Genomic DNA, 23,065 nt, shown 5'->3' on the forward strand with positions numbered 1-23,065 from the left:
CTTCGCTTTTGGAGCCTGTCCATGACCGTCAAATACCTCGCAGCGAGCCTCGCCCTCGGCCTCAGCGCCAGTGTTTTCGCCGCCCCTGAACTGCCGCGCCACGCTGACCTCGATCTGAAAACCGCACGCTTGCTGGCCGACACGGCGCTGAGCAATTGCACCGCCACGGTATCGGTGCTCGACCGTGGCGGCAACTTGCTGGTGACCCTGCGCGGCGATGGCATCGGTCCGCACAACACCGCTGCCAGCCAGCGCAAGGCCTACACCGCGCTGTCGACGAAAACCCCGACCCGGCTGTTCGCCGAGCGCGCCCGCAGCAATCCGGAAACCGCCAACCTCAACACCCTTGATGAGCTGCTGTTGCTCGGCGGCGGGATCCCGTTATTCGCCGCTGATGAACTGGTCGGCGCCATGGGCGTGGCCGGCTCCGGCGGCGGCGAGCAAGACGAAAGCTGTGCCATCAAGGCCGCCGAAAAGGCCGGCCTGACCCTGACCCGTTCCCAATAAGGAGACTGACCATGACCACCCTGCGCATGACCTTCGCCGCACTCGGCCTGAGTGCCTTCTCCAGCCTGGCGCTGGCCGCCGGCAACCCGCTGAGCGTGCACGTGCTCAACCTGGAAAACGGCCTGCCCTCGCCGGGCGTCAACGTGACCCTGGAAAAACACGTCGGCCAGAACTGGCAGCCACTGGCCCAGGGCACCACCAATGAACAGGGGCGCATCGCCGAACTGTTCCCGGCCAAACAGCCTTTCGAGGCGGGCGAATACCGGGTGGTGTTCAAGACCGGCGAGTATTTCGCGAAGAACAAGCGCGAGACGTTTTTCCCGGAGATTCCGGTGATTTTCCAAGTGAAGCAGACTGACCAGCACTACCACATCCCGCTGCTGCTCAGCCCTTATGGGTTCTCGACCTATCGCGGCTCGTAAGCCACGCACGTTTCCCCTGTAGGAGTGAGCCTGCTCGCGATAGCGGTGTATCCGTTCATGATGTGTCGGCTGACACACCGCTATCGCGAGCAGGCTCACTCCTACAATGGATCGGTGTGAAATTTTAAAGTGTGGCGAGGGCGCGCAATCGCTCGGCATCGAGAATCTCGATCTCGCCATACCCCAGCCCGATAATCCCCTGCCCCTGCAGATCCTTGAGGATCTGGTTGGTGGTCTGGCGTGACAACGACAACATCGACGCCAGCTGCTCCTGCGGCAGTTGCAGGACCCGGCGTGGCGCATCGATTTCGCCGTAGCCCTCGGCGATCATCAGCAAGCGATGGGCCAGGCGCGCCGGAGCCGGCAGCAGGCTCAACTGCTCGAGATTGATAAAGGTCAGGCGCAGCTTGTGGCTCATCAGCAATGCCAGATGCCGCCAGTACAGCGGCTGTTCGTCGAGGATTTTCAGCAGCGTGGCCTGCGGGATATTCAGCAGGGTGCACGGCCCGACCGCGTAAGCATCGTGAGTGCGTGGCTGGCCATCGAACAGGCAGATTTCGCCGAACCAGTGCGGTGCCTCAACCAGGCTCAGCAACGCCTCCTTGCCCTGCTCGCTCACCGCCCCGATCCGGATCGCGCCGTCGAGCACCGCGTACAACCCGCAAGGCGGATCACCGCGCTGGAACAAGCGCTGCCCCGCCGTCAGCCGCCGCTCCCGAGCCGCCGCCAGCAGACTATCCTGAAAGGATGCCGGCAGATGACTGAACCATTGCCCGCTCAGCAGCCGTGAACGCTTATCCATGAACACTCCCAATTGTCGCCTGCCTGACAGAGCGAACGCCGAACCCGAGGCATGCTGCACGCACCCTACAGGAGGAACAACAATGAAAAGCCTCGTCGACCATCTCAGTCAATACGCCGCCTACCACCGCGACCCGCGCAACATCGCCAGCCACTTTATCGGTATTCCGCTGATCGTGGTGGCGGTGGCGGTGTTGTTGTCGCGACCAGAGTGGTCGCTGGGCGGTTTGTGGCTATCGCCGGCGGTGCTGCTGGCACTGGCGTCGGCGTGGTTCTACCTGCGCCTGGAAGTGAAACTCGGCGTGTTGATGACGGTGCTGATGGGCCTGTCGGTCTGGGCCGGACATGCGCTGGCGCAGCAGAGCACGATGGTCTGGCTGAGCAGTGGGTTGGCGATGTTTGTGATTGGCTGGGTAATCCAGTTTGTCGGGCACCACTACGAGGGGCGCAAACCGGCGTTTGTCGATGACGTGAGCGGATTGATCGTCGGACCGCTGTTTGTGGTGGCGGAAGTGGCCTTCCTGCTCGGCATGCGCCATGAGTTGAAAGAGCAGATCGAGGCGCGGGCGGGGGTGGTGCGGGTCAATCCGAATCGCGCGGCTGTATAGGCCGCTTTCGCGAGCAAGCCCGCTCCCACAATGGAATGCATTCCAAAGGTGGGAGCGAGCCTGCTCCGGGCGGCGATCCGACGAAGCTTTTGACTTTAGAGGCTGGCGACTTTCTGCCAGACCTTCGGCTTGAAGAACAGCGTTTCACCCTTGGCCAGTCCGATCAGGCTGTCGTGATCCTTCACCACTTCGGCCTCGATCAGATCGGTCTGCCCTTCGACCTTCAACGTCACTCGCGTGGTCGCACCCAACGGGCGAATATCACGCACTTCAGCGGCGTGGTGATCTTCCAGCTCGTGCTTGGACAACGACACTTCGTGCGGACGGAACAGCACGTGGTTGTCGTCGCTGAGCAACAAGCGGTTCGAATCACCGAGGAAGTGATAAACGAAATCGCTGGCCGGGTTTTCGTAGACGTCGCCCGGTGAGCCGATCTGCTCGATCACGCCCTTGTTCATCACCACGATGCGGTCGGCGACTTCCATCGCTTCTTCCTGGTCGTGGGTCACGAACACCGAGGTCAGGTTGATGTCTTCGTGCAGGCGTGCGAGCCAGCGGCGCAGCTCTTTACGCACCTTGGCGTCGAGGGCGCCAAACGGTTCGTCGAGCAGCAGCACTTTCGGTTCCACCGCCAAGGCACGGGCCAGGGCGATACGCTGACGCTGACCGCCGGACAGTTGCTCCGGGTAGCGATCCGCCAGCCAGTCCAGTTGCACCATGTTCAGCAGTTCGTGAACCTTGGTCGCGATCTGGCTTTCGCTTGGGCGCTGGTTTTTCGGTTTCATGCGCAGGCCGAACGCGACGTTGTCGAACACCGTCATATGGCGGAACAAGGCGTAGTGCTGGAACACGAAACCGACGTTGCGATCACGTACGTCGTGGCCGGAGACGTCTTCGCCGTGAAACACGATGTTGCCCTGATCCGGGGTTTCCAGGCCGGCGATGATCCGTAGCAGCGTGGTCTTGCCGCAGCCGGACGGGCCGAGCAACGCCACCAGTTCACCGCTGTGGATGTCCAGGCTGATGTTGTCCAGCGCCTTGAACGCATTGAAATTCTTGCTGACGTTACGCACTTCGATCGACATGAATTATTCCTCCGCGGCGCTGGCGCGCAGGCGGTTGATACGGTTTTCGCTCCACTGCTTGAGCAGCAGGATGAAGAGCGCCAGGATCAGCAACAGGCTCGCCACGGCGAACGCGGCCACGTGGTTGTATTCGTTGTAGAGGATCTCGACGTGCAGCGGCAAGGTGTTGGTCACCCCGCGAATGTGCCCGGAGACCACCGACACCGCACCGAACTCACCCATGGCCCGCGCGGTACACAGCACCACGCCATAGATCAGGCCCCACTTGATGTTGGGGACGGTGACATGCCAGAACATCTGCCAGCCATTGGCGCCGAGCAGCCGCGCGGCTTCTTCTTCCTGCGTGCCTTGTTCCTGCATCAGCGGAATCAGCTCGCGGGCCACGAACGGCACGGTAACGAAGATCGTCGCCAGCACGATGCCCGGCAGGGCGAAGACGATCTGGATGTCGTGATCCTGCAGCCACGGCCCGAACAGGCCCTGAGCGCCGAACATCAACACGTAGACCAGACCGGCGATCACCGGCGACACCGAGAACGGCAGGTCGATCAGCGTCACCAGCATGCTCTTGCCACGGAACGAATACTTGCTCACGCACCATGCGGCGCTGACCCCGAACACCAGATTCAGCGGCACCGAGATCAGCACGGCGATCACCGTGAGTTTCAGCGCCGACAAGGCGTCCGGTTCAAAGATCGCGGTGAAGAACGCGCCGAGGCCGTTCTTCAAACCCTGCGACACCACGATGAACAGCGGCAGCACCAGAAACAGGAAAAAGATCAGCCAGCCGAGACCGATCAGCACGCGCCGTGAAGTAGCACTGCCACGGCGTGCAGCGTTGGCCGAGGACGCGGCCGCAATAGACGATTGGGACATGATTCGCGCCTCCTTATGGGGTTTCGATGCGCCGCTGCAACAGGTTGATCAGCAGCAACAGGACAAAGGAAACCACCAGCATCAGCACGCCGATGGAAGTGGCGCCGGTGTAATCGTATTGGTCGAGTTTGACCATGATCAGCAGCGGCAGGATCTCGGTTTTCATCGGCATGTTGCCGGCAATGAAAATCACCGAACCGTACTCGCCGACACCCCGAGCGAACGCCAGGGCAAAACCGGTCAACCACGCGGGCAACAGCGCCGGCACCAGAATGTGACGGAACACCTGCAGCGGTTTGGCACCGAGGCAGGCAGCGGCTTCTTCGACTTCACGGGGAATGTCAGCCAGTACCGGCTGCACCGTGCGCACCACGAACGGCAGGGTGACGAAAGTCAGCGCGAGGGTGATGCCCAGCGGGGTGTAGGCGATCTTGAAACCGAGGTCGGCGGCGAACTGGCCGACCAGACCGGTCGGGGTGTACAGCGCGGTCAGGGCGATACCGGCCACCGCCGTCGGCAAGGCGAACGGCAGGTCGATCATCGCGTCGATCACCTTGCGCCCCGGGAACGTGTAGCGCACCAGTACCCAGGCCAGCAGCGTACCGATGATGCCGTTGATGATCGCGGCACACAGCGCCGTGCCAAAGCTCAGCTTCAAGGCGGCGAGCACGCGCGGCGCGGTGATGATCGTCCAGAACTGATCCCAGGTGAGTTGAGCGGCGTGGACGAACATCGCCGCCAGCGGGATAAGCACAATCAGGCTGAGGTACACCAAGGTGTAGCCCAGCGTCAGCCCGAAGCCGGGTATGACGGGGGAGATACGACGCGACATAAAAGTCCTTGGTTAAAAACGCATCAATGTGGGAGCGAGCCCTGTGGTGAGGGGATTTATCCCCGACCGACTGCGAAGCAGTCGCAAAACCAGAGTTCGCGGTAGATTTGATTCACCGCAAAGGTCGGCATTGGGGCTGCTGCGCAACCCATCGGGGATGAATCCCCTCACCACAAAAGCTCGCTCCCACATGTCATGTGCCCAAACATCAGGCTGGTTAAGGGTCAGATTACTGCGCCTGATAGATCTGGTCGAACACGCCACCGTCGTTGAAGAATTTCGGCTGCGCGGATTTCCAGCCGCCGAAGTCCTTGTCGATGGTCACCAGTTCCAGTTTCGGGAACTGCTGGGCGTACTTCGCCGCCACGTCCTTGTCACGCGGACGGTAGAAGTTCTTCGCCGCGATCTCCTGACCGGCCGGGCTGTACAGGTGCTTCAAGTAGGCTTCGGCGATCTGCTCGTTGCCCTTCTTCTCGGCGTTCTTGTCGACCACGGCCACCGGTGGCTCGGCAAGGATCGACAGCGAAGGCACAACGATGTCGAACTTGTCGGCGCCGCCGTCTTCTTTCAGCGCCAGGAACGCTTCGTTTTCCCAGGCCAGCAACACGTCACCCTGACCGTTGTTGACGAAGGTGATGGTCGAGCCGCGAGCACCGGTGTCCAATACCGGCACGTGCTTGAACAGGGTCTGTACGTATTCTTTGGCTTTTTCTTCGCTGCCGCCGTTGGCTTTCAGGCCATAGGCCCACGCGGCGAGGAAGTTCCAGCGTGCACCACCGGAGGTTTTCGGGTTCGGGGTGATCACCGAGACGTCGTTCTTGACCAGGTCGCCCCAGTCCTTGATGCCTTTCGGGTTGCCCTTGCGCACCAGGAACACGATGGTCGAGGTGTACGGGGTGCTGGCATCCGGCAGACGCTTCTGCCAGTCGGCCGGCAGGGTCTTGCCGAGCTTGGCGATTTCGTCGATGTCGCCGGCCAGGGCCAGGGTCACGACGTCGGCGCGCAGACCGTCAATCACCGCCCGGCCCTGCTTGCCCGAACCACCGTGGGATTGCTGGATTTTCACGGTGTCGCCGGCATGATCCTTCTGCCAGAACTTGATGAATTCGGCGTTGTAGTCCTGATACAGCTCGCGCGTCGGGTCGTACGACACATTGAGCAGTTCGTAATCCTTGGCAACCGCGGAACCGGCAAACACAGCACTGGCCAGCGCGGCCAAAGCGTAACGGCGAATCGACGACATGGTGAAAGCTCCTGGAATTCTTGGTGGTGGCTTTTTCTTATGTGTTGCTGGAATCGGGTGCTCATTCAAAGATCGCCGCCTGCGCCAGCGCTTGCGCACAGCCCCCTGCAAAAGCTGGCGCAGGCTGCGATCTTTTTCAGCTCGGCTTGTTACCCGGCTGCTGCAAACGGAATTTCTCTTTGCGTTCGATCTGCACGACTTGAGCGTTGTGCACAGTGATCTCCACCGCGCCAAATCGCAGATCGCGCAGGGCGCTCTGGATCTCACGCAAAATGGTGGTTTCGTCCTGACCGTCAACGCTGCGAAGGGATGCGCTCATGGTGCTGCTCCTTTGAATGGGAAATGCCTGGCAGTGGGCGGCACTGCGTTCGGCGTGGGAGCAATATAAGAGAGGCGCAGATATTCTTAAAAAGACTATTTAAGAATGTTTATATAACTGGAAAACATTATCTGACAGAGCAAGGGTTTGCGCGGTGTTCACCGAGTTTGAAGCTTGTATGAAACCTTGTGGTGAGGGGATTCATCCCCGATGGACTGCGTAGCAGTCCCTGTTTTTTAGGGCCGCTGCGCGACCCATCGGGGATAAATCCCCTCACCACAGGTTTTGTGTCAGCCACAACAGGACTGCTAACCGATAACAGGTGCCCGCGCCCAATCAATCTCCCCCGCCGGCACCGGCCGCCCAAACCAGTAACCCTGCCCCAGATCACATTCCTGCTCCAGCAGAAACGCCGCCTGCTCGGCCTGCTCGATGCCTTCGGCATGCACCTGCATGCCCATGCTGCGAGCCAGGGCGATGATCACCCGGACGATCGCCGCATCATCCTCGTCCCACGGCAGACCGGCGACGAAACCCTGATCGATCTTCAACTTCTGCACCGGCAGGCGCTTGAGCCGCAGCAGCGACGAGTACCCGGTGCCAAAGTCATCAATCGCCAGGCGAATACCCAACTCACGCAGACGATGCATCTGCTCCAGCGCCACTTCCGGGTCATCCATTACCGCGCTTTCGGTGACTTCCAGTTCCAGATACGCCGGATCCAGCCCGGTCTCGTGCAGCACCTGCGCCACCTGCTGGTACAGCTCACGCCGGGCAAACAGGCGCGACGACACATTCACCGCCACGAACGACAACACCACCCCGGCCTGCTGCCATTGGCACATCTGCGAACACGCCTGACGCATCACCCAGGCGTCGATTTCGGCAATCAGCCCGGTGCGTTCGGCAATCGGGATGAATTCCGCCGGCGACACCAGACCGCGCTGCGGATGCTCCCAGCGCACCAGCGCTTCGACGCCGATCAGCCGACTGCTGTGCAAATCGTGAACCGGTTGGTAATAGACGCGCAGCTCCTGCTGCTCCAGCGCGCGACGCAGCTCGAAGGCAATCTCGACCCGTTGCTGCGCATGCGCGGTCAACTCTTCGGTGTACAGCGCGTAGCCGTTACGCCCGCTGCTCTTGGCCTTGAACAGCGCGGCGTCGGCATTGCGCAGCAATTGATCGGCACTCAATGCATCGCTGGGGAACAGGCTGATACCGATACTGGCGTTGATGAACAGCTCATGCCGATCGATGCAGAAGCGCTCCTTGAGCGCATCGAGAATGCGTTGGGCCAGCGCCGCCGCCTGAACCAGCTGTGGACAACTCTCCGCCAGCACCGCGAACTCGTCACCGCCGAGCCGTGCCAGGGTGATCCCGGGGCCGAACAGTTCCTGCAGGCGCGCCGCCACCGCTTTGAGCAGGCGATCGCCGACGTTGTGCCCGAGGCTGTCGTTGATCATCTTGAAGTGATCCAGATCGATCATCAGCAGGGCGCAGCCGCGCTTGTGGATCTGCGCCGACGCCAGCGCCTGCTCGGCGCGGTCGCTGAACAACAGGCGATTGGGCAGGTCGGTCAGCGGGTCGTGGTGGGCAAGGTGCTTGAGTTCGTGTTCGGAGTCCTTGATCGCACTGATGTCGGAAAACACTGCCACATAGTGACTGAGCCGGCCCTGATCATCGTGAATCACGCGGATGGTCTGCCACTGTGGATAAATCTCGCCGCTTTTACGCCGGTTCCAGATTTCTCCGCTCCATTCACCCTCCGCTTCCAACGTGGCAAACATCGCCTGATAGAAGCCCGGCGGATGGTGGCCGGACTTGAACAGGCTCGGTTGATGCCCGAGGACTTCTTCGCGCTGATAGCCGGTGATCTCCATGAACGCGCGGTTGACGTGCACGATCAGGCCCTGACGGTTGGTGACCAGCACGCCTTCTCGGGTGCAATCGAACACCGCTGCCGCCTGGCGCAGGCGCTCGCGATCAGCCTGCCGCTCACGCAACCGCGCGCCGATGCCGAGAAACTCGCACAAGCGCACGCGGGCCAGAAAAATCAGCCCGGCACTGAGCGCCGCCCAGACGTAACCGTTGATCAGTTGCCAGCGCAGTTGATCGACGGACTCATCGAAGAAATTGTTTAATAAATAACCAGTACCTTGCAGCCAGACGGCGGCAAGCACGAGATAGAGCAGCGCTGCACGCAAGGCATCGCGATAAGTGGCAGACATTCGGCTGTCCATGTCCCTACAAAAAGGTTGGAATTATAGGTCAAGAAACATCCAGCGACTCTTATCTGAAAGGGCGACTGGTTTTATCTGTGTGCTTGGTGATAATGCAACGGCTGTTTTTATCTTTATCGAGGGCCCTATAGCCTATGTGGTACGAAGGTTTTCTTGGCTTGTCGGCCTGGTCACTGGTCGCGGTCACCCTGCTGATGACCCACGTGACAATTGTCGCCGTCACGGTCTATCTGCACCGTTACTCGGCCCACCGTTCGCTTGAGCTGAACGCCGGTCTGAAACACTTTTTCCGCTTCTGGCTGTGGCTGACCACGGCGCAGAACACCCGCGAGTGGACCGCCATCCACCGCAAACACCACGCCAAATGCGAAACCGAAGATGACCCGCACAGTCCGGTCATCAAGGGCCTGTCCACCGTGCTGCGCAAAGGCGCCGAGCTGTATCGCGCCGAAGCCGAGAACCCGGAGACCCTGCGCATCTACGGCAAGAACTGCCCCGAAGACTGGATCGAACGCAACGTCTACAGCCGCTATCCGCTGCTCGGCGTCGCCATCATGGGCGTGATCGACCTGCTGCTGTTCGGCACCATCGGCATCACCATCTGGGCGATCCAGATGATGTGGATCCCGGTCTGGGCGGCCGGCGTGGTCAACGGTCTCGGCCATGCCATTGGCTATCGCAACTTCGAATGCCGCGATGCGGCAACCAATCTGGTGCCATGGGGCATCCTGATCGGTGGCGAAGAACTGCACAACAACCATCACACCTACCCCAACTCGGCCAAGCTGTCGGTGAAGAAGTGGGAGTTCGACCTCGGCTGGGCATGGATCAAGGTCTTCAGCTTCTTCGGTCTGGCCAAGGTGCAGCGCGTGGCACCGATTGCCCACCGTGTCGAAGGCAAGGGCAATCTGGACATGGACACCGCCATGGCGATCCTCAACAACCGGTTCCAGATCATGGCCCAGTACCGCAAATTGGTGATCGGGCCGCTGGTCAAGCAGGAGCTGGACAAGGTCGATCATTCGGTACGCCATCAATTCCATCGGGCCAAACGCCTGCTGTCGCGGGAAACCAGCCTGCTGGAAGACCGTCATCACTTGCGCATCCAGAACATGCTCGAGCACAGCCAGGCGCTGAAGGTCATTTATGAAAAACGCCTGGCCTTGCAGCAGATCTGGGTCAAGACCAGCGCCAATGGCCACGACATGCTCGCCGCCATCAAGGAATGGGTGCACGAGGCCGAGGCCAGCGGCATCCAGTCCCTGCGTGAATTCGCCGACCAGTTGAAAACCTACTCGTTACGCCCCGCCGCAGTCTGACTGCGGTGAATGAGTCCCCTGTGGTGAGGGGATTCATTCCCGATCGACTGCGCAGCAGTGGTAGATCAGGCGACGCGTTTTGACAGACAAAACGCGTCGTTCCTACCGCCCGGCGGGAGCAAGCTCCCTCGCCACAAAAGCGCGGAACTAAGCCAACAATCCCCTATCTCAAAGACACTTCGCCACCCCGGCGGGCAGTACTGTGGCCGTTGTCGATATTGCGGCACGCCCTTTGAGATAAGTGCCGATGGTCAACAACAATCAAAAAGACTCATCCATCCCGCAGTGGCCCGAAGCCGCGCAAACCCTGATGGCATTGATGCACGCCCAAGGTGAAGTGGCGCGCCTGAGCGAACGCGAGCAGCTGTTCAGCTCGCTGCTGGTGAGCGTCAACGCGGTACTCTGGGCCTTCAATTGGGAAACCCGTCAGGTGCTGTATGTCAGCCCGGCCTACGAGCGGATTTTCGGTCGCTCCGCAGGCCTGTTGCTGGCCGACTACAACCAGTGGCGCGACAGCATCTACCCCGACGATCTGGACTACGCCGAACGCAGCCTTGCCGAAGTGCTGCACAAAGGCGCAGTGGAAGACCGAGAATACCGGATCATCGCCGCCGACGGCCAGGTCCGTTGGCTCAGCGACAAGTGCTTCATCAACCGTCAGGATGAGCCTGGACAACCGGTGATTATCGTCGGCATCGCCGAGGACATCACTGACAAAAAGCACATGGAAACCGAGCTGCAACGGCTGGCCACCACTGACGTGCTGACCCAGAGCAGCAACCGCCGCCATTTCTTCGAATGCGCCAACCGCGAGTTCGAAGAGGCGCGCCTGCAAGGTGCGCCTCTAGCCTTTCTGCTGCTGGATATCGATGACTTCAAACTGATCAACGACAGCTACGGCCATCCGGAAGGTGACAATGTGCTGCAGCGCATCGCCGAGTGCGGGCGCGCGTCGTTACGCCGCGGCGATCTGTTCGGACGTATCGGCGGCGAGGAGTTCGCCGCCGTGTTCCCCGCTTGCGCACCGGACATGGCGATGCAGGTGGCCGAGCGGCTGCAGCAGGAGATTCAACGGTTGAGCTTCAATATTGAAGGCCAGACCTTCAGCATCAACGTCAGCCAGGGATTGACCAGCCTGAAGGACGAAGACCAAAGCCTCGACAGCCTGTTCGCCCGGGCGGATGCGGCAATGTATGAGGCCAAGCGTCAGGGCAAGAACCGGATCATCTCTGCCTGATCCAGAATTTCAGCCACTCAGAGATCCAATGTGGGAGCGGGCTTGCTCGCGAAGGCGTTGGGTCATTCAGCATTTGTGGTGCTGATAGACCGCCTTCGCGAGCAAGCCCGCTCCCACAGGGGTTTATGCAAATCCGGTTACTTACGCATCCGCATCAATTCCGGCAGCCCGATCTTCAGCAACCGCGCCGTACGACTCTTCGCCAGCTCTTCAACGCCCTCATGCTCGGTCAGACGGGCCATTTGCGCTGCCATGTTCATCACCAGCGCCTCACGGGAATACACCCCGCCACCGAGCTGGTAAACCGAAGCAATCAGCTCCCGCAGCTCCAGCGGCAGGCGCCAGCGCGTGCGCAGCGCCGAACCGTAGGCCGCGCCGAATTCCGCCAGCGCCTCGCCGACTTCCTCCAGTTCATCCAGTGCGCCACCGGCCTGCTGCCACTCCTGCAAACAGCGTAGCAACGCCAGGTCACCGAGACGATGCAACATACCGGCGCAGTAGCAGCGCTCCTGATCCAGATCGAGCAGGCGCGCCAGTGTGCGCGCGTATTCCGCAGTGTGCAGCGACAGCCCCCAGTAGCGCTCGGCGTAGTCCGCCAGGCACGGGTCACTGAGCTTGGCGCTGCGTTTGAGCGCCAGGCCGAGGATCAGGTTCATGCTCTGCCCGGTGCCGAGCCGATGCAGCGCCTGCCCCAGGGTCTGTACCGCTGCGCCATGATGCTGCGCCGCGCTGTTGGCGGCGGCGATCAGCACGGCGGTGATCTGCGGATCAGTGCGGATCTCTTCTTCCAGCAGCTTCAGGTCGAGGCCATTGGGATTGAGGCTGCGTTTGACCGCCACCTGCACATCGGTCATCAACGGCGCGCCATCGGCCTGCTCGCGGCGTCGCTCGAGGAACACCGACAAGGTCATGCCCGGCGCCAGCGTCGGCACTTCGCAGAACACCTCTTCACCCGCGTTCAGCAGCAAACCCTGCAGTCGCTCGGTCAGGCTTTCCATGTTCAACGGTTTGGTCAGGTAGGCCGTCGGGGCCAGCGGTATGGCTTCGCGCACGCTGGCGCTGTCGTTACGACTGCTCATCAGAATGAACGGCAGCGGCGGATTGCGTTTGCGCTGGCGTACGCTGCGCAGCACGCTCAGACCGTCGATGCCCGGCAACTCCCAATCGACGATGGCCAGGTCATACGGCACTTCGCTAAGCAACGACAGCGCTTGCTGGCCGTCGGCACACAGATCCAGTCGCGCATCGCAGCGCACATTGAGCAGCACTTGTTTGAGCAGGTCACGAGACCATGGGTCAGCCTCGGCAATCAGCACTCGGGGTACGGCGGGTAAATCAACGGCAGTCATGCGCGCTCTCCCTTGCAATGCCTGAACCTTAGCCAATGCTGGCCTTTCGATACAGCGCAAAAGCGCCTGATGTGTTTCAAGGGGCGTAAAAAAACCCGCCGAAGCGGGTTTTTTGTCGAGCCGATCACACAGTGCCGGGCTTACAGCTCCGAGAAGCACTCTTCGATGATCGCCAGACCTTTGTCCAGTTGCTCATCCGGCGAGGTCAGCGGTACGAGTACGCGCAGCACGTTGCCGTAGGTGCCGCAGGACAGCAGGATCAGGCCCTTGTCACGCGCCTTGGCCACGACTGCCGCAACGGCGGTCGGGTTTGGCTTGTGGCTGTCGCCGTTTTCGAACAGCTCGACCGCAATCATCGCGCCCAGGGCACGCACTTCGCCGATCACCGGGTACTTGGCCTGAATGGCCTTCAGGCCAGTCACCAGACGCTCGCCGACAGCCTTGCAGCGGTCCAGCAGTTGTTCTTCTTCGAACACTTCCATCACGGCCAAGGCCGCAGCGCAAGCGATCGGGCTACCGGCGTAGGTGCCGCCGAGGCCGCCTGGAGCGATGGCGTCCATGTATTCGGCCTTGCCGCAGACACCGGCCAGCGGGAAGCCGCCAGCGATGGATTTGGCGAAGGTGGTCAGATCGGCAGCAACGCCCATCTGTTCCATGGCGAAGAAGGTGCCGGTACGGCCAGCGCCGGTCTGCACTTCGTCAGCGATCAGCAGGATACCGTGCTGGTCGCACAGGGCACGCAGACGCTTCATGAATTCTTTCGGCGCGACGTAGAAACCACCTTCACCCTGCACAGGCTCGATGATGATCGCGGCGATGTCTTTCGGCTCGGCGTCGTTCTTGAAGATGCGTTCGATGGACGCGATCGAATCGTCGATGCTCACACCGTGCAGTTCGTTCGGGTACAGCGCGCGGAAGATGCCGCCTGGCATCAGGCCCATGCCGGCCGAGTAAGGCACGACTTTACCGGTCAGGCCCAGGGTCATCATGGTGCGACCGTGGTAAGCGCCGGTGAAGGCGATCACACCGGCACGGCCAGTGGCGGCACGGGCGATTTTCACGGCGTTTTCCACGGCTTCGGAACCGGTGGTCACCAGCAGGGTTTTCTTGGCGAAATCACCTGGCACCTTGGCGTTGATCTTTTCGCACAGCTCAACGTACGGCTCGTAGGCCAGTACCTGGAAGCAGGTGTGGGTCAGCTTGTTCAGCTGTTCGGTCACGGCGGCGATGATTTTCGGGTGCACGTGGCCGGTGTTCAGCACAGCGATACCGCCGGCGAAGTCGATGAATTCACGACCTTCAACGTCAGTCACAGTAGCGTTCTTCGCCGACTCAGCGAAGATCGGGTGAATCTGGCCAACACCACGCGGAACAGCTGCGGTACGACGGGCCATCAGTTCAGCATTAGTCTTGCTCATTACAGTCCTCATTCACCGCTCATCGGGCGGCGTGGTTCAAGGATTAAGCGGGAGGAATCGGCGGTGGCAGCATGCGATGATCGACTGCCACGGCGTTCCCGGCCGCAGAGAAAATTCCGGTTTGAAACGACGCAAAGGGACAGCGCTCTCGTGCCCTTTGCGTTTGCAGCGATCCCTTTCCCGGCTTAGATGCCCAGGCAGAGGTATTTGATTTCCAGGTAATCCTCGATGCCGTACTTGGAGCCTTCACGGCCCAGGCCCGACGCCTTGATGCCGCCGAACGGCGCGACTTCGTTGGAGATCAACCCGGTGTTGACGCCGACCATGCCGTATTCCAGGGCTTCAGCCACACGGAACACCCGGCCCAGGTCGCGAGCGTAGAAGTAGGAAGCCAGACCGAACTCGGTGTCGTTGGACATCGCGATCACTTCGGCCTCGTCTTTGAAGCGGAACAGCGGTGCCAGCGGGCCGAAGGTTTCTTCCTTGGCGACAGCGGCATCTTTCGGCACGTTGGTCAGGATGGTCGGCTCGAAGAAGTTGCCTTCCATCGGCTTGCCACCGGCCAGCACGGTGGCGCCTTTGGCCACGGCGTCAGCGATGTGCTCTTGCACCTTGGCCACGGCTTTCTCGTCGATCAGCGGGCCAGTGGTGGTGCCTTCTTCCAGACCGTTGCCGATCTTCAGCTTGGCCACCGCCACTTTCAGCTTCTCGGCGAACGCGTCGTAGACCGAATCCTGAATGTACAGACGGTTGGCGCAGACGCAGGTCTGGCCGTTGTTGCGGTACTTGGAGATGATCGCGCCTTCGACGGCCTTATCCAGGTCTGCGTCGTCGAACACGATGAACGGCGCGTTGCCGCCCAGCTCCAGCGAGACTTTCTTGATGTCCTTGGCGCATTCCGCCATCAGCTGACGACCGATTTCGGTCGAGCCGGTGAAGGACAGCTTGCGCACGATCGGGTTGCTGGTCAGCTCGCTGCCGATGTCGCCGGCGCTGCCGGAGACCACGCTGAACACGCCTTTAGGGATGCCGGCGCGCTGGGCCAGTTCGGCCAGGGCGAAGGCGGAGAATGGGGTTTGCGACGCGGGCTTAAGCACCATGGTGCAACCGGCGGCCAGCGCCGGGCCGGCTTTACGGGTGATCATCGCCGCCGGGAAGTTCCAAGGGGTGATTGCGGCGGTCACGCCGATCGGCTGCTTGATCACGATCAGGCGCTTGTCTGGCTGGTGGCCCGGGATCACGTCGCCGTAGATGCGCTTGGCTTCTTCGGCGAACCACTCGATGAACGAAGCGGCGTAAACGATTTCGCCCTTGGCTTCAGCCAGCGGCTTGCCCTGCTCGAGGGTCATCAGGCGCGCGAGGTCGTCCTGGTTCTCGATCATCAGTTCGAACCAGCGACGCAGCTTGCCTGCACGCTCCTTGGCGGTCAGTGCACGCCAGGCCGGCAGCGCTTTGTCAGCGGCTTCGATGGCACGGCGGGTTTCGGCGGCGCCCATTTTCGGCACGGTGCCGAGGATTTCGCCGGTGGCCGGGTTGTTGACCTTGATCGTCTGACCGTTGTCCGCATCGACCCAAGCGCCATCAATGAAGGCTTGCTGGCGGAACAACAGGGAGTCTTTAAGCTGCATGTCGGCTTTCCTTAACAGCACCGCGGCCTGCGCGGAGCAAAATTATGATTGTAGAAAGGCGCCTCGCAAGGCTGCCGTCAGGGAAATCATGGACCGGGCTGAAACCTCTAAATAGCGCACGGTTGCAAACACGTGCGGCTCAACACCCGATCAAAGAGCGTTTGAAATCTCAAACGGATCGTAGGAGCAAAGGGGTTAAAGGACAATAGGCCGTTCGAAAAAAAGAACAAAAACCCAGCGTTTGCTGGTTTTTTCAGATCAACGAGCAAAAACCCCCGGCCGCAGCCAAACCATAGATCAGCCGGGAAAAAGCGCCAAGCGAGGGTTTTGCAGGACGTTACAGCTTTAAGGAATGCAGCGTCCGCGCACCGACACGCGCACTGACAAAACCCGCCCAAACCCGGCATGGACGCCCCGAGCCGACCTAGGTATGATGTCGCCCGCTGCACCAGTAGCTCAGCTGGATAGAGTACTGCCCTCCGAAGGCAGGGGTCGTGGGTTCGAATCCCGCCTGGTGCACCATGAATTGAAACGAGAAAGCCCCGGACTGTGATGGTCCGGGGCTTTTTTGTGGGCGCAACGCAGTCCTCTGGCGGCGGTCACTCCGTCGTCCAGTCAAACTCGTCGTAATCGTCGTCTTCGTCTTCCTGATCTTCCCCAACCTCCTCAAAAACCTCGTCCTCTTCCACGACGTCTTCTTCCGACTGGTTCAGCAGAAACTCCTTGCGAGCCTCGGTAATCGCTCGCCGCATCTCCTCGCCCTTCTGCGGGCAGTTGAGGAGTTGGGCGATGCGGTCGATTTTTGGTGCCACTTTGTTCTCCAGCGCTTCAGCCATGGCCGATAGTGCGCGTTTTTGCCGGGCAATGCCAAATGGCTGGAGATTCATCCGCTCGCTGGCAGCGGATTTGTTCGCGGCACAGGCGTCGCGGTAAAGGCAGGCAACGAAACATGGGCTGCCCGCCTCAGTGAATGAACGTGATCATTCATCCACTGAGGCAGGCAGCCCCTTCAGATCGGGTTAAACGCCGCCGAAATTAGCTTCAGCGGTGATAACGCCGCACCACGCTGCTGTTACGCAGTACGTGGCCTTTGATTTTGTCCATCAGCTCGGCGCGGGTCAGGCCGGCGGGCAAGGCGTCCGGGGCCAGATCGAGGGCGTAGATCTGAATGATGTAGTGGTGGGCGCTGTCGCCGACCGGAGGGCAAGGCCCGATGTAGTGGGTGGTGCCTTTGGTGTTGGTACCGCCCACGCCTTCCAGGTTGGATTTGGCGCCGACACCGGCCGGGATCTGCCGGGTGGTGGCCTTGATCCCGTAGTGAATCCAGTGATCGACGCCCAGGCCTTTCTGGCCGTCCGGATCGTGCATGACGATCGCGTAGCTCAGGGTACCGGCAGGGCCCGCATTCCAGGCCAGCGCTGGCGACTGGTTCTTGCCGCCACAGCCTGCCGCATCGCTCGCGGCAGCCGAGGTGAACAGGCGGTTGTCCGAGACACCGGGGATGTCGAGGGTAAAGCGCTCGGCCGCCTGCGCCGGAAACTGCACGCAAAGGGCGACGGCGACGGCCGCCAGCCAAGGGTTTAGAGAGGTCAATCGGGTCATTCCGGGAGCACCTTGTGCAGTTGGGCCTTCGTCGGCTTGCAAACTATAGCCGTACCGTTCGTGCCGTGGCAGTAGCAATTGGCTGAACCTCGCACTGCGCCGCAAACTCGTAAGAGAAATACCTGCCAGGAGCACGAACATGAGCCTGCACCGTGTCGCCCGTTTCGCCGATGTCCCTGAAGACCGTGGCCTGCCGGTGCAGATCGGTGACTGCAAGCTGGTTTTGTTGCGTGTCGCCGGCCAATTACGTGCATTTCAGGGCGAATGCCCACACGCCGGCGCGCCATTGGCTGACGGAGCGCTGTGCCATGGTCGTCTGATCTGCCCGTGGCACAAAGCCGCGTTCCGCGCCGAGGACGGTGCACTGTGCGAACCGCCGGCGCTGGACAGCCTCAAGCGTTATCCGCTGGAAATGCGTGGTGATGAAGTCTGGGTGGATGATCAGCCGATATTCGATCCGCATGTTCCACCGGCCGATGATGCGCGCACCTTTGTGATCGTCGGCGCCGGAGCGGCAGGCACGGCGTGTGCGGCGGCGCTGCGGGAAAAGGGCTTTGGTGGCCGCGTCGTGATGATCGACCATGAACCCGAGGCCGGCTATGACCGTACGGTGCTGAGCAAATTCGTCCTCGCCGCAGAGATGCAAGTCAGCGAAACCCCGCCGCTGCGTGATGACGATTTTTACCGCGAACAACGCATCGAACGCCTTCAGGACGAAGTCCGGTCAATCGATGTCGACGGCAAAATCCTGCACCTGCGCGAGGGCCAATCCCTGCGTTACGACGCGGCCGTGCTGGCCACCGGTGCTGTGCCCAATTCACTGGAGCTGCCCGGCGCCGATCTGCCGCAAGTCTTTGTCCTGCGCTCGAAGGCGCAAGCCGGGCAGATCATGAGCGCAGCCAAGGCGGAGCAACGCGCGGTAATCATCGGCGACAGCTTTATCGCCCTCGAATGCGCTTCGGCGTTGCGCCAGCACGGCCTCGAAGTGACCGTGCTGGCGCGGCACCAGGTACCGTTCGCCGCGCAGTTCGGCGAAGCCGTGGGCAAAGCGATCCGTGCACTTCACGAAAAAAACGGGGTGAAGTTCATCGCTGAGCATCAAGCGCGGGAAATCGTTGGTGAAGGCAAGGTGGAGGCAGTGCTGCTGGATAATGGCCTGCGGGTGAAGGCGGATCTGGTGCTGGCAGGGATCGGCGTACATCCGGCCACCGAGGCCTTCGCTTCGCTCCCCAGGGAAAAGGATCAGTCATTGCGGGTCGATGCCGGCATGCGCGTCGCTGAAGGCCTGTGGGCGATTGGCGACATCGCGACCTTTCCCTTGAACGGCCAGCCACAACGCATCGAACACTGGCGCCTGGCCCAGCAACACGCGCGCATTGCCGCCGCCAACATGCTCGGCGCTGACGAACATTATCTGGACGTACCGTTTTTCTGGACCTGGCACTTCGGCAAGAACTACGACTACCTGGGCCACGCCGAACATTGGGATGAAGTGGAGTTCATCGGCGAGCCGGAACAGCCACCGTTCCTTGGCCTGTTCGGCAGAAACGGCGTCGTCGTTGCCGCCGTGGCGTGCGAGAAAGAGCGGGAGATGGCCATGCTCGCCGAACGCATGAAGCAACCGCTGGAGATGGAAGAAGCGTGGGAGCTGATTCGCGGGTGAATACAGCTCCTGCCGAGGTTGCGTGAGCCGGTCAGTGAGCCGTCGGCCCGCGATTGTCATCGTCTTCCGAGTGCAGGAAGATCACCCGTGGATGCTCCAACGGCGCCAGCGGCGGTGGCAGTTCCGTGGCCTCGACTGGCCTGAAGTTCAGCACGACACGGCTGACATCGCCCTCCTGGTCGTTATGAATGGTGATCACCCCGGGGGTGCGCAGTTGCTGCAAGCGGTCATCGCAGATCTTGAAGCTCTTGCTCAGGCCTTCGTCATCGACAACCGGTGCCGGTAATCGACGCTGCGCGAAGCTTCGGCTTTTGCGCTGCTGATAACGCGCCCAGCCAATCAGAATGACCGCATTGACCAGCGCCACCCACAGGTAAATCTCCAACGTACCAAGGGCCTCGAACGCCGAACTGTCGATCCGCGGCCCGCCGGCGTGCGTCTCGATCAATGGCCACAACCCGCGAATCAGCAGGTACAGCAGGCCAACCCAGGCCAGCACAGTGAGGATCACATCGACGACCACCAGAAATGGCCGCTGGCGGGTCCGGATGATTTTCATTTGATGACCTCCTCTTCGTCGTCTCCGGCCGGTTTGATACCCCGGTCAGGACTGACCCAACGCGCACGCTTCTGATGTTGGCCGAACAGCACTTTGGGAAAACTGACGAGCGTGGTCAGCAGGCTGATGAACCAGAACACCAGCGGATACCACACCACCCAGAACATGGTTCGGCCCAGCCCCGGTTCGTAGCGCCGGTCGATAACGATACTGACCGCGAACTGCACCAGACAGACGAACGCCAGCAACAGTCCGGTGAACGCCGGCGGCATCAGGTGGTGTACGGCGATGGCGTCGGGCATGACCACGAACTTGCCGATCGCCCAGAAAATCACCGACAGCAGGAAGGTGAACGCCCAACCGGTCGACAGGCAGTATTCGAACAGCAGTGGCCACAGATAACGATGGCGGTACTGCCAGATGCCGCGGATGTTCTTGAACAGCACTTCGGCACCACCCTGCGCCCAGCGCAGGCGCTGCTTCCACAGGCCGCCGAGGGTCTCCGGCATGAGGATCCAGCACAGCGCACGCGGTTCGTAGAAGATGCTCCAGTGATCGAGTTGCAGCTTCCAGCTGATGTCGATGTCTTCGGTGATCATGTCCGGGCTCCAGTAGCCGACCCGGTTCAGCGCCGTACGGCGGAACGCGACGATCACGCCGGACACGGTGAAGATCCGCCCGAACACCCGTTGCGTGCGCTTGATCAGCCCGATGATCGATGAGAACTCGCCAACCTGCACTCGCCCGACCAGCGTCGAACGCGTGCGAATCCGCGGGTTGCCGGTCACCGCGCCGAGGCGCGCGTTGTCGAGCATCGGCGCCACCAGATAGGCCGCGGTGTTCGGCGCCAGCAGTGCGTCACCGTCGATGCACACCAGATATTCGCTGCGCGCAGCGATGGCGCCCATGCGCAGGGCCACGGCCTTGCCCTGGTTTTCCGCCAGATGCAGGACCCGCAGCCGCGGGTCTTCCTGAGCGAGCCGGTCGAGCACTTCGGCGGTGTTGTCCTTGGAGCCGTCGTTGATCGCGATGACTTCGATGTTCGGGTAATGCTGGGCCAACGCCGCATGAATGGTGTCGGCGGCGTTTTCACCTTCGTTGTAGCAAGGAATCAGGATCGAGATCAGCGGCTCGCCTTCCAGTGGCGGCGGCAGGGTGTCGTCCTTCCACGGCCAGTGGCGCTCCCAGTGCAGCCAGAAATACAGGCCGCCGGCAATCCACAGGCCGGACATGAACAACGGGTAGAAGAACACGAAGTCCATCAGGAACTGCCCGGTGACCAGGAAGATCAACCCCAGCGGCACGCCGAGGACGAGCGCCAGAACAAGCAGGGCTAACAGTCTATCCAGCATGTCATGGGTTCCATTTGTTGGAGAGCGCAGGCCTTACGGTTTTCAGGTCCGGCAGGTTGTCGAGGAAGTTGTCCGGGTAGTAACCGAAACTGGTCGCACCCTGACGCTTGAGCCGGCCCATCCAGTCGGCCAGTTGCGCACCGTCGATGTCGGCCTGATCCTTTTTCGTCCAGTCGCGGGCCTGCAATTCGAAAACTGTGCGGTCCAGGGCGCCGGGGCGCTGTTTGATCTTTGCCACCAGCGCTTCGAGCCACGGGCCGGATTGCGCCTGGGTCTGTTTTTCCATCAGCGGCATGGCCATCGGCGCCGTCCAGTCGTAGGCCACGAGGAAGTCGTCGAGGTTCTGCGCGAACCAGGCTTCGCTGTCGGGATTGAGCACCGGTTCGGCGAAGATGTTGCGTGCGGTCAGCACTTGCGGGCCACGGATCGCACGTACCTTGGCGGTCAGCTCATTGGTGAAGTCGATCAGGTATTGGCTCTTGAAGCGCGTCCAGCGCTGCATGGCTGCCGGATCATCGCGAAGCGCAGCAATGGACCCCGGCAGGCCATGCGCGGCATAAGCCTTCAGGGCCTCGGGGCTGGCATCTTCGAAATCCGAGAGCACCGCGTCGTCGTGGTAAAGGATGCCGTCGACCGAAGTCAGGCGCGCCACGTCTTCGTAGATTTCGCCAATGATCCGCCGCACTTGCGGATCGAACGGCGACAGACGCTGGTACTGGTCCGGATCCACCGCAGTGGTGCCGGTCTTCGGATCCCAGCGAGTTACGCGCGGAAGCTTCGCATCGAGGCCGAAACTCAGCACCGGCATCCACGCGAACACTTTCACGTGGGCCCGTGTCCGCAGTTGCCAGGCTACACGGTCGAAGATATCGGCGCGCACCGGCAAGTGACGGTTGGGGAAATACAGCGAGTGCACCAGACCATCGCCTTTCGGATCGGCGAAAGCTTGCAGGAACACGGTGTTGGCGCCCATGTCGGCCATGCGCTGGATCAGTTTGCCGAGGTTGATTTCCTGCTGCGCCGGATCAGGGTCGTAGACATTGTCCAGATCCACATGCACCACGCGCATGGTGAAATCCGACTGCACCGCGACGATGCTGTTGGCGAAGTGTTCGCCGTCAGGATCGGAGGCAACGAGGAAGCGCGGGCTGCTCATCAGGTTGTCGAGAGCGTCGAGGCCGTCGTCGAGCGTCAGAGCCAATTCATAGCCTTCTTCGCCAATCACCGTCAGCGAAGTGCCATCCGCCGTCCCGTACGGCCAGACCCAGACGCGCGGCTTCTTGCCGGTGACCTTGCGGATTTTTTCCGAAATGGTCACCACGTCGTTGCGAATCCGTGCGCGGAAATCATCTTCCGATTCATAGCGTTTGGTCACCGGATCATAACGCCGGGTCGCGGCCGCCGGCTGCAGGTTGCCCTGGGGGTTGGCGAGGATGCCCTTGTGGCTCGCGTCGGTGTGAGCGGCGATTTCCACCAGCCCCGATTGCGAGATTTCCCGCACCTGGTCCCAGGTCAGAAACTCGGAACGCGGACGCATATCGCCAGCGAAATCCACCCGTTGGTTGGAGGGTGTATCGATCCAGGTGCCGACCGGCGCGAGCAGTGCGTGCCAGTTGTAGGCGCGCAGCACCGGCAGCACGCGGGTATAGAAGCTCGAATAACCATCGTCGAAACTGAGCAGAATCGCCTTCGGCGGCAGCTCCGGTCCCCCCTTGCGGGCGGCCATGATCTGGTCGACCGTCACCGGCTTGTAGCCGTTCTCGCGCAGCCAGGCCAGTTGTTCGATCATGCGTTCGGTACGTACTGCCACCACCGCCTGATCGGGATCGCGGTCTTCGATGTCGTGATAAGCAATGCCCAGCACGTGATTTTTCGGCCACGGTTTTTCGCTGGCCGCCAGCGGTCGTTCCGACGGCGGCGCGAAAGCCGGGGCTTGCTGGGCACAGGCGCTGACCAGCAGCACTCCCAGCAGAAGGATGAAACGCGAAATCAAAGGCATCTTCAA

21 protein-coding genes and 1 tRNA gene are annotated in these 23,065 nt (G+C 61.2%); 7 read left to right on the forward strand and 15 right to left on the reverse strand.

From position 1 onward, the window contains the following. Nucleotides 1-21 precede the first annotated feature (21 nt). Together JFU48_RS06150 and uraH are read left to right on the forward strand one after the other, a co-directional pair. Nucleotides 22-507, forward strand: coding sequence for a GlcG/HbpS family heme-binding protein (locus JFU48_RS06150; protein WP_201136090.1), 486 nt, complete (start codon nucleotides 22-24; stop codon nucleotides 505-507). Between the two features lie 11 nt (nucleotides 508-518). Next, on the forward strand, nucleotides 519-929 hold the full coding sequence (gene uraH / locus JFU48_RS06155) for a hydroxyisourate hydrolase (protein ID WP_003220520.1): 411 nt from the start codon (nucleotides 519-521) through the stop codon (nucleotides 927-929). A gap of 124 nt (nucleotides 930-1,053) precedes the next feature. Here the strand turns inward: uraH and JFU48_RS06160 are convergent, their stop codons facing one another. Beyond that, nucleotides 1,054-1,731: a Crp/Fnr family transcriptional regulator gene (locus JFU48_RS06160; protein ID WP_201136091.1), complete on the reverse strand. Its 678-nt coding sequence runs from the start codon at nucleotides 1,729-1,731 to the stop codon at nucleotides 1,054-1,056. 82 nt (nucleotides 1,732-1,813) lie between these two features. Here JFU48_RS06160 and JFU48_RS06165 point away from each other — a divergent pair, with 82 nt between their 5' ends. After that, on the forward strand, nucleotides 1,814-2,338 hold the full coding sequence (locus JFU48_RS06165; protein ID WP_003220516.1) for an Mpo1 family 2-hydroxy fatty acid dioxygenase: 525 nt from the start codon (nucleotides 1,814-1,816) through the stop codon (nucleotides 2,336-2,338). A gap of 95 nt (nucleotides 2,339-2,433) precedes the next feature. Here JFU48_RS06165 and JFU48_RS06170 read toward each other — a convergent pair whose 3' ends face one another. From JFU48_RS06170 to dibA, 6 genes are all read right to left on the reverse strand, one after another. Next, nucleotides 2,434-3,423 (reverse strand): sulfate/molybdate ABC transporter ATP-binding protein, encoded by a 990-nt coding sequence (locus JFU48_RS06170; protein WP_103520289.1) that lies wholly within the window; start codon nucleotides 3,421-3,423, stop codon nucleotides 2,434-2,436. A gap of 3 nt (nucleotides 3,424-3,426) precedes the next feature. Then, complete coding sequence (gene cysW, locus JFU48_RS06175) at nucleotides 3,427-4,299, reverse strand: sulfate ABC transporter permease subunit CysW (protein ID WP_003220512.1); 873 nt, start codon at nucleotides 4,297-4,299, stop codon at nucleotides 3,427-3,429. 13 nt (nucleotides 4,300-4,312) lie between these two features. Continuing rightward, entirely contained in the window at nucleotides 4,313-5,131 is an 819-nt protein-coding gene (gene cysT, locus JFU48_RS06180) for a sulfate ABC transporter permease subunit CysT (protein ID WP_003220511.1), read from the reverse strand. A 229-nt stretch (nucleotides 5,132-5,360) separates the two neighbouring features. Continuing rightward, entirely contained in the window at nucleotides 5,361-6,374 is a 1,014-nt protein-coding gene (locus tag JFU48_RS06185; protein WP_027611146.1) for a sulfate ABC transporter substrate-binding protein, read from the reverse strand. 136 nt (nucleotides 6,375-6,510) lie between these two features. Beyond that, nucleotides 6,511-6,693 carry a sulfur starvation response protein OscA gene (gene oscA, locus JFU48_RS06190; RefSeq protein WP_003220508.1) on the reverse strand — a complete coding sequence of 61 codons (183 nt, stop codon included), beginning with the start codon at nucleotides 6,691-6,693 and terminating at the stop codon, nucleotides 6,511-6,513. Nucleotides 6,694-7,001: 308 nt separating this feature from the next. Then, a complete protein-coding gene (gene dibA, locus JFU48_RS06195; RefSeq protein ID WP_201136092.1) occupies nucleotides 7,002-8,921 on the reverse strand; it encodes a phosphodiesterase DibA in 1,920 nt (639 codons plus the stop codon). A gap of 146 nt (nucleotides 8,922-9,067) precedes the next feature. Here dibA and desA point away from each other — a divergent pair, with 146 nt between their 5' ends. Continuing rightward, nucleotides 9,068-10,252, forward strand: coding sequence for a delta-9 fatty acid desaturase DesA (gene desA / locus JFU48_RS06200; RefSeq protein WP_003220506.1), 1,185 nt, complete (start codon nucleotides 9,068-9,070; stop codon nucleotides 10,250-10,252). 247 nt (nucleotides 10,253-10,499) lie between these two features. Next, nucleotides 10,500-11,489, forward strand: coding sequence for a GGDEF domain-containing protein (locus JFU48_RS06205; protein WP_201136093.1), 990 nt, complete (start codon nucleotides 10,500-10,502; stop codon nucleotides 11,487-11,489). Between the two features lie 137 nt (nucleotides 11,490-11,626). Here the strand turns inward: JFU48_RS06205 and JFU48_RS06210 are convergent, their stop codons facing one another. The 3 genes from JFU48_RS06210 to gabD all read right to left on the reverse strand — a co-directional run bounded on the left by JFU48_RS06210 (nucleotide 11,627) and on the right by gabD (nucleotide 15,884). Beyond that, nucleotides 11,627-12,838 carry a response regulator gene (locus JFU48_RS06210; RefSeq protein ID WP_003220504.1) on the reverse strand — a complete coding sequence of 404 codons (1,212 nt, stop codon included), beginning with the start codon at nucleotides 12,836-12,838 and terminating at the stop codon, nucleotides 11,627-11,629. 140 nt (nucleotides 12,839-12,978) lie between these two features. Then, on the reverse strand, nucleotides 12,979-14,256 hold the full coding sequence (gene gabT / locus JFU48_RS06215; RefSeq protein WP_003220503.1) for a 4-aminobutyrate--2-oxoglutarate transaminase: 1,278 nt from the start codon (nucleotides 14,254-14,256) through the stop codon (nucleotides 12,979-12,981). A 185-nt stretch (nucleotides 14,257-14,441) separates the two neighbouring features. After that, nucleotides 14,442-15,884: an NADP-dependent succinate-semialdehyde dehydrogenase gene (gabD, locus tag JFU48_RS06220; RefSeq protein ID WP_201136094.1), complete on the reverse strand. Its 1,443-nt coding sequence runs from the start codon at nucleotides 15,882-15,884 to the stop codon at nucleotides 14,442-14,444. A gap of 445 nt (nucleotides 15,885-16,329) precedes the next feature. Between gabD and JFU48_RS06225 the strand changes: the two genes are divergently transcribed. Beyond that, nucleotides 16,330-16,406, forward strand: a tRNA-Arg gene (locus JFU48_RS06225). 77 nt (nucleotides 16,407-16,483) lie between these two features. On the opposite strand, the gene JFU48_RS06230 is transcribed toward JFU48_RS06225, so the two are convergent. Together JFU48_RS06230 and JFU48_RS06235 are read right to left on the reverse strand one after the other, a co-directional pair. Further along, nucleotides 16,484-16,696: a hypothetical protein gene (locus JFU48_RS06230; protein ID WP_045122693.1), complete on the reverse strand. Its 213-nt coding sequence runs from the start codon at nucleotides 16,694-16,696 to the stop codon at nucleotides 16,484-16,486. Nucleotides 16,697-16,925: 229 nt separating this feature from the next. Beyond that, nucleotides 16,926-17,486 (reverse strand): YbhB/YbcL family Raf kinase inhibitor-like protein, encoded by a 561-nt coding sequence (locus JFU48_RS06235; protein ID WP_003220497.1) that lies wholly within the window; start codon nucleotides 17,484-17,486, stop codon nucleotides 16,926-16,928. Between the two features lie 139 nt (nucleotides 17,487-17,625). Here JFU48_RS06235 and JFU48_RS06240 point away from each other — a divergent pair, with 139 nt between their 5' ends. Then, nucleotides 17,626-19,149 carry an FAD-dependent oxidoreductase gene (locus JFU48_RS06240; RefSeq protein WP_201136095.1) on the forward strand — a complete coding sequence of 508 codons (1,524 nt, stop codon included), beginning with the start codon at nucleotides 17,626-17,628 and terminating at the stop codon, nucleotides 19,147-19,149. Nucleotides 19,150-19,180: 31 nt separating this feature from the next. Here JFU48_RS06240 and pgaD read toward each other — a convergent pair whose 3' ends face one another. From pgaD to pgaB, 3 genes are read right to left on the reverse strand one after another with little or no spacing between them, the layout of a single operon-like run. Further along, nucleotides 19,181-19,708, reverse strand: a complete 528-nt coding sequence (gene pgaD, locus JFU48_RS06245; protein WP_003220491.1) for a poly-beta-1,6-N-acetyl-D-glucosamine biosynthesis protein PgaD — start codon at nucleotides 19,706-19,708, stop codon at nucleotides 19,181-19,183. Continuing rightward, nucleotides 19,705-21,060, reverse strand: a complete 1,356-nt coding sequence (pgaC, locus tag JFU48_RS06250) for a poly-beta-1,6-N-acetyl-D-glucosamine synthase (RefSeq protein WP_003220490.1) — start codon at nucleotides 21,058-21,060, stop codon at nucleotides 19,705-19,707. Before pgaC ends, pgaD begins: the two co-directional genes overlap by 4 nt. Before the next feature lies 1 nt (nucleotide 21,061). After that, nucleotides 21,062-23,059 (reverse strand): poly-beta-1,6-N-acetyl-D-glucosamine N-deacetylase PgaB, encoded by a 1,998-nt coding sequence (gene pgaB / locus JFU48_RS06255; protein WP_201136096.1) that lies wholly within the window; start codon nucleotides 23,057-23,059, stop codon nucleotides 21,062-21,064. Nucleotides 23,060-23,065: the final 6 nt, after the last annotated feature.

Source organism: Pseudomonas sp. TH49 (assembly GCF_016650625.1).
Classification (GTDB): domain Bacteria; phylum Pseudomonadota; class Gammaproteobacteria; order Pseudomonadales; family Pseudomonadaceae; genus Aquipseudomonas; species Aquipseudomonas fluorescens_H.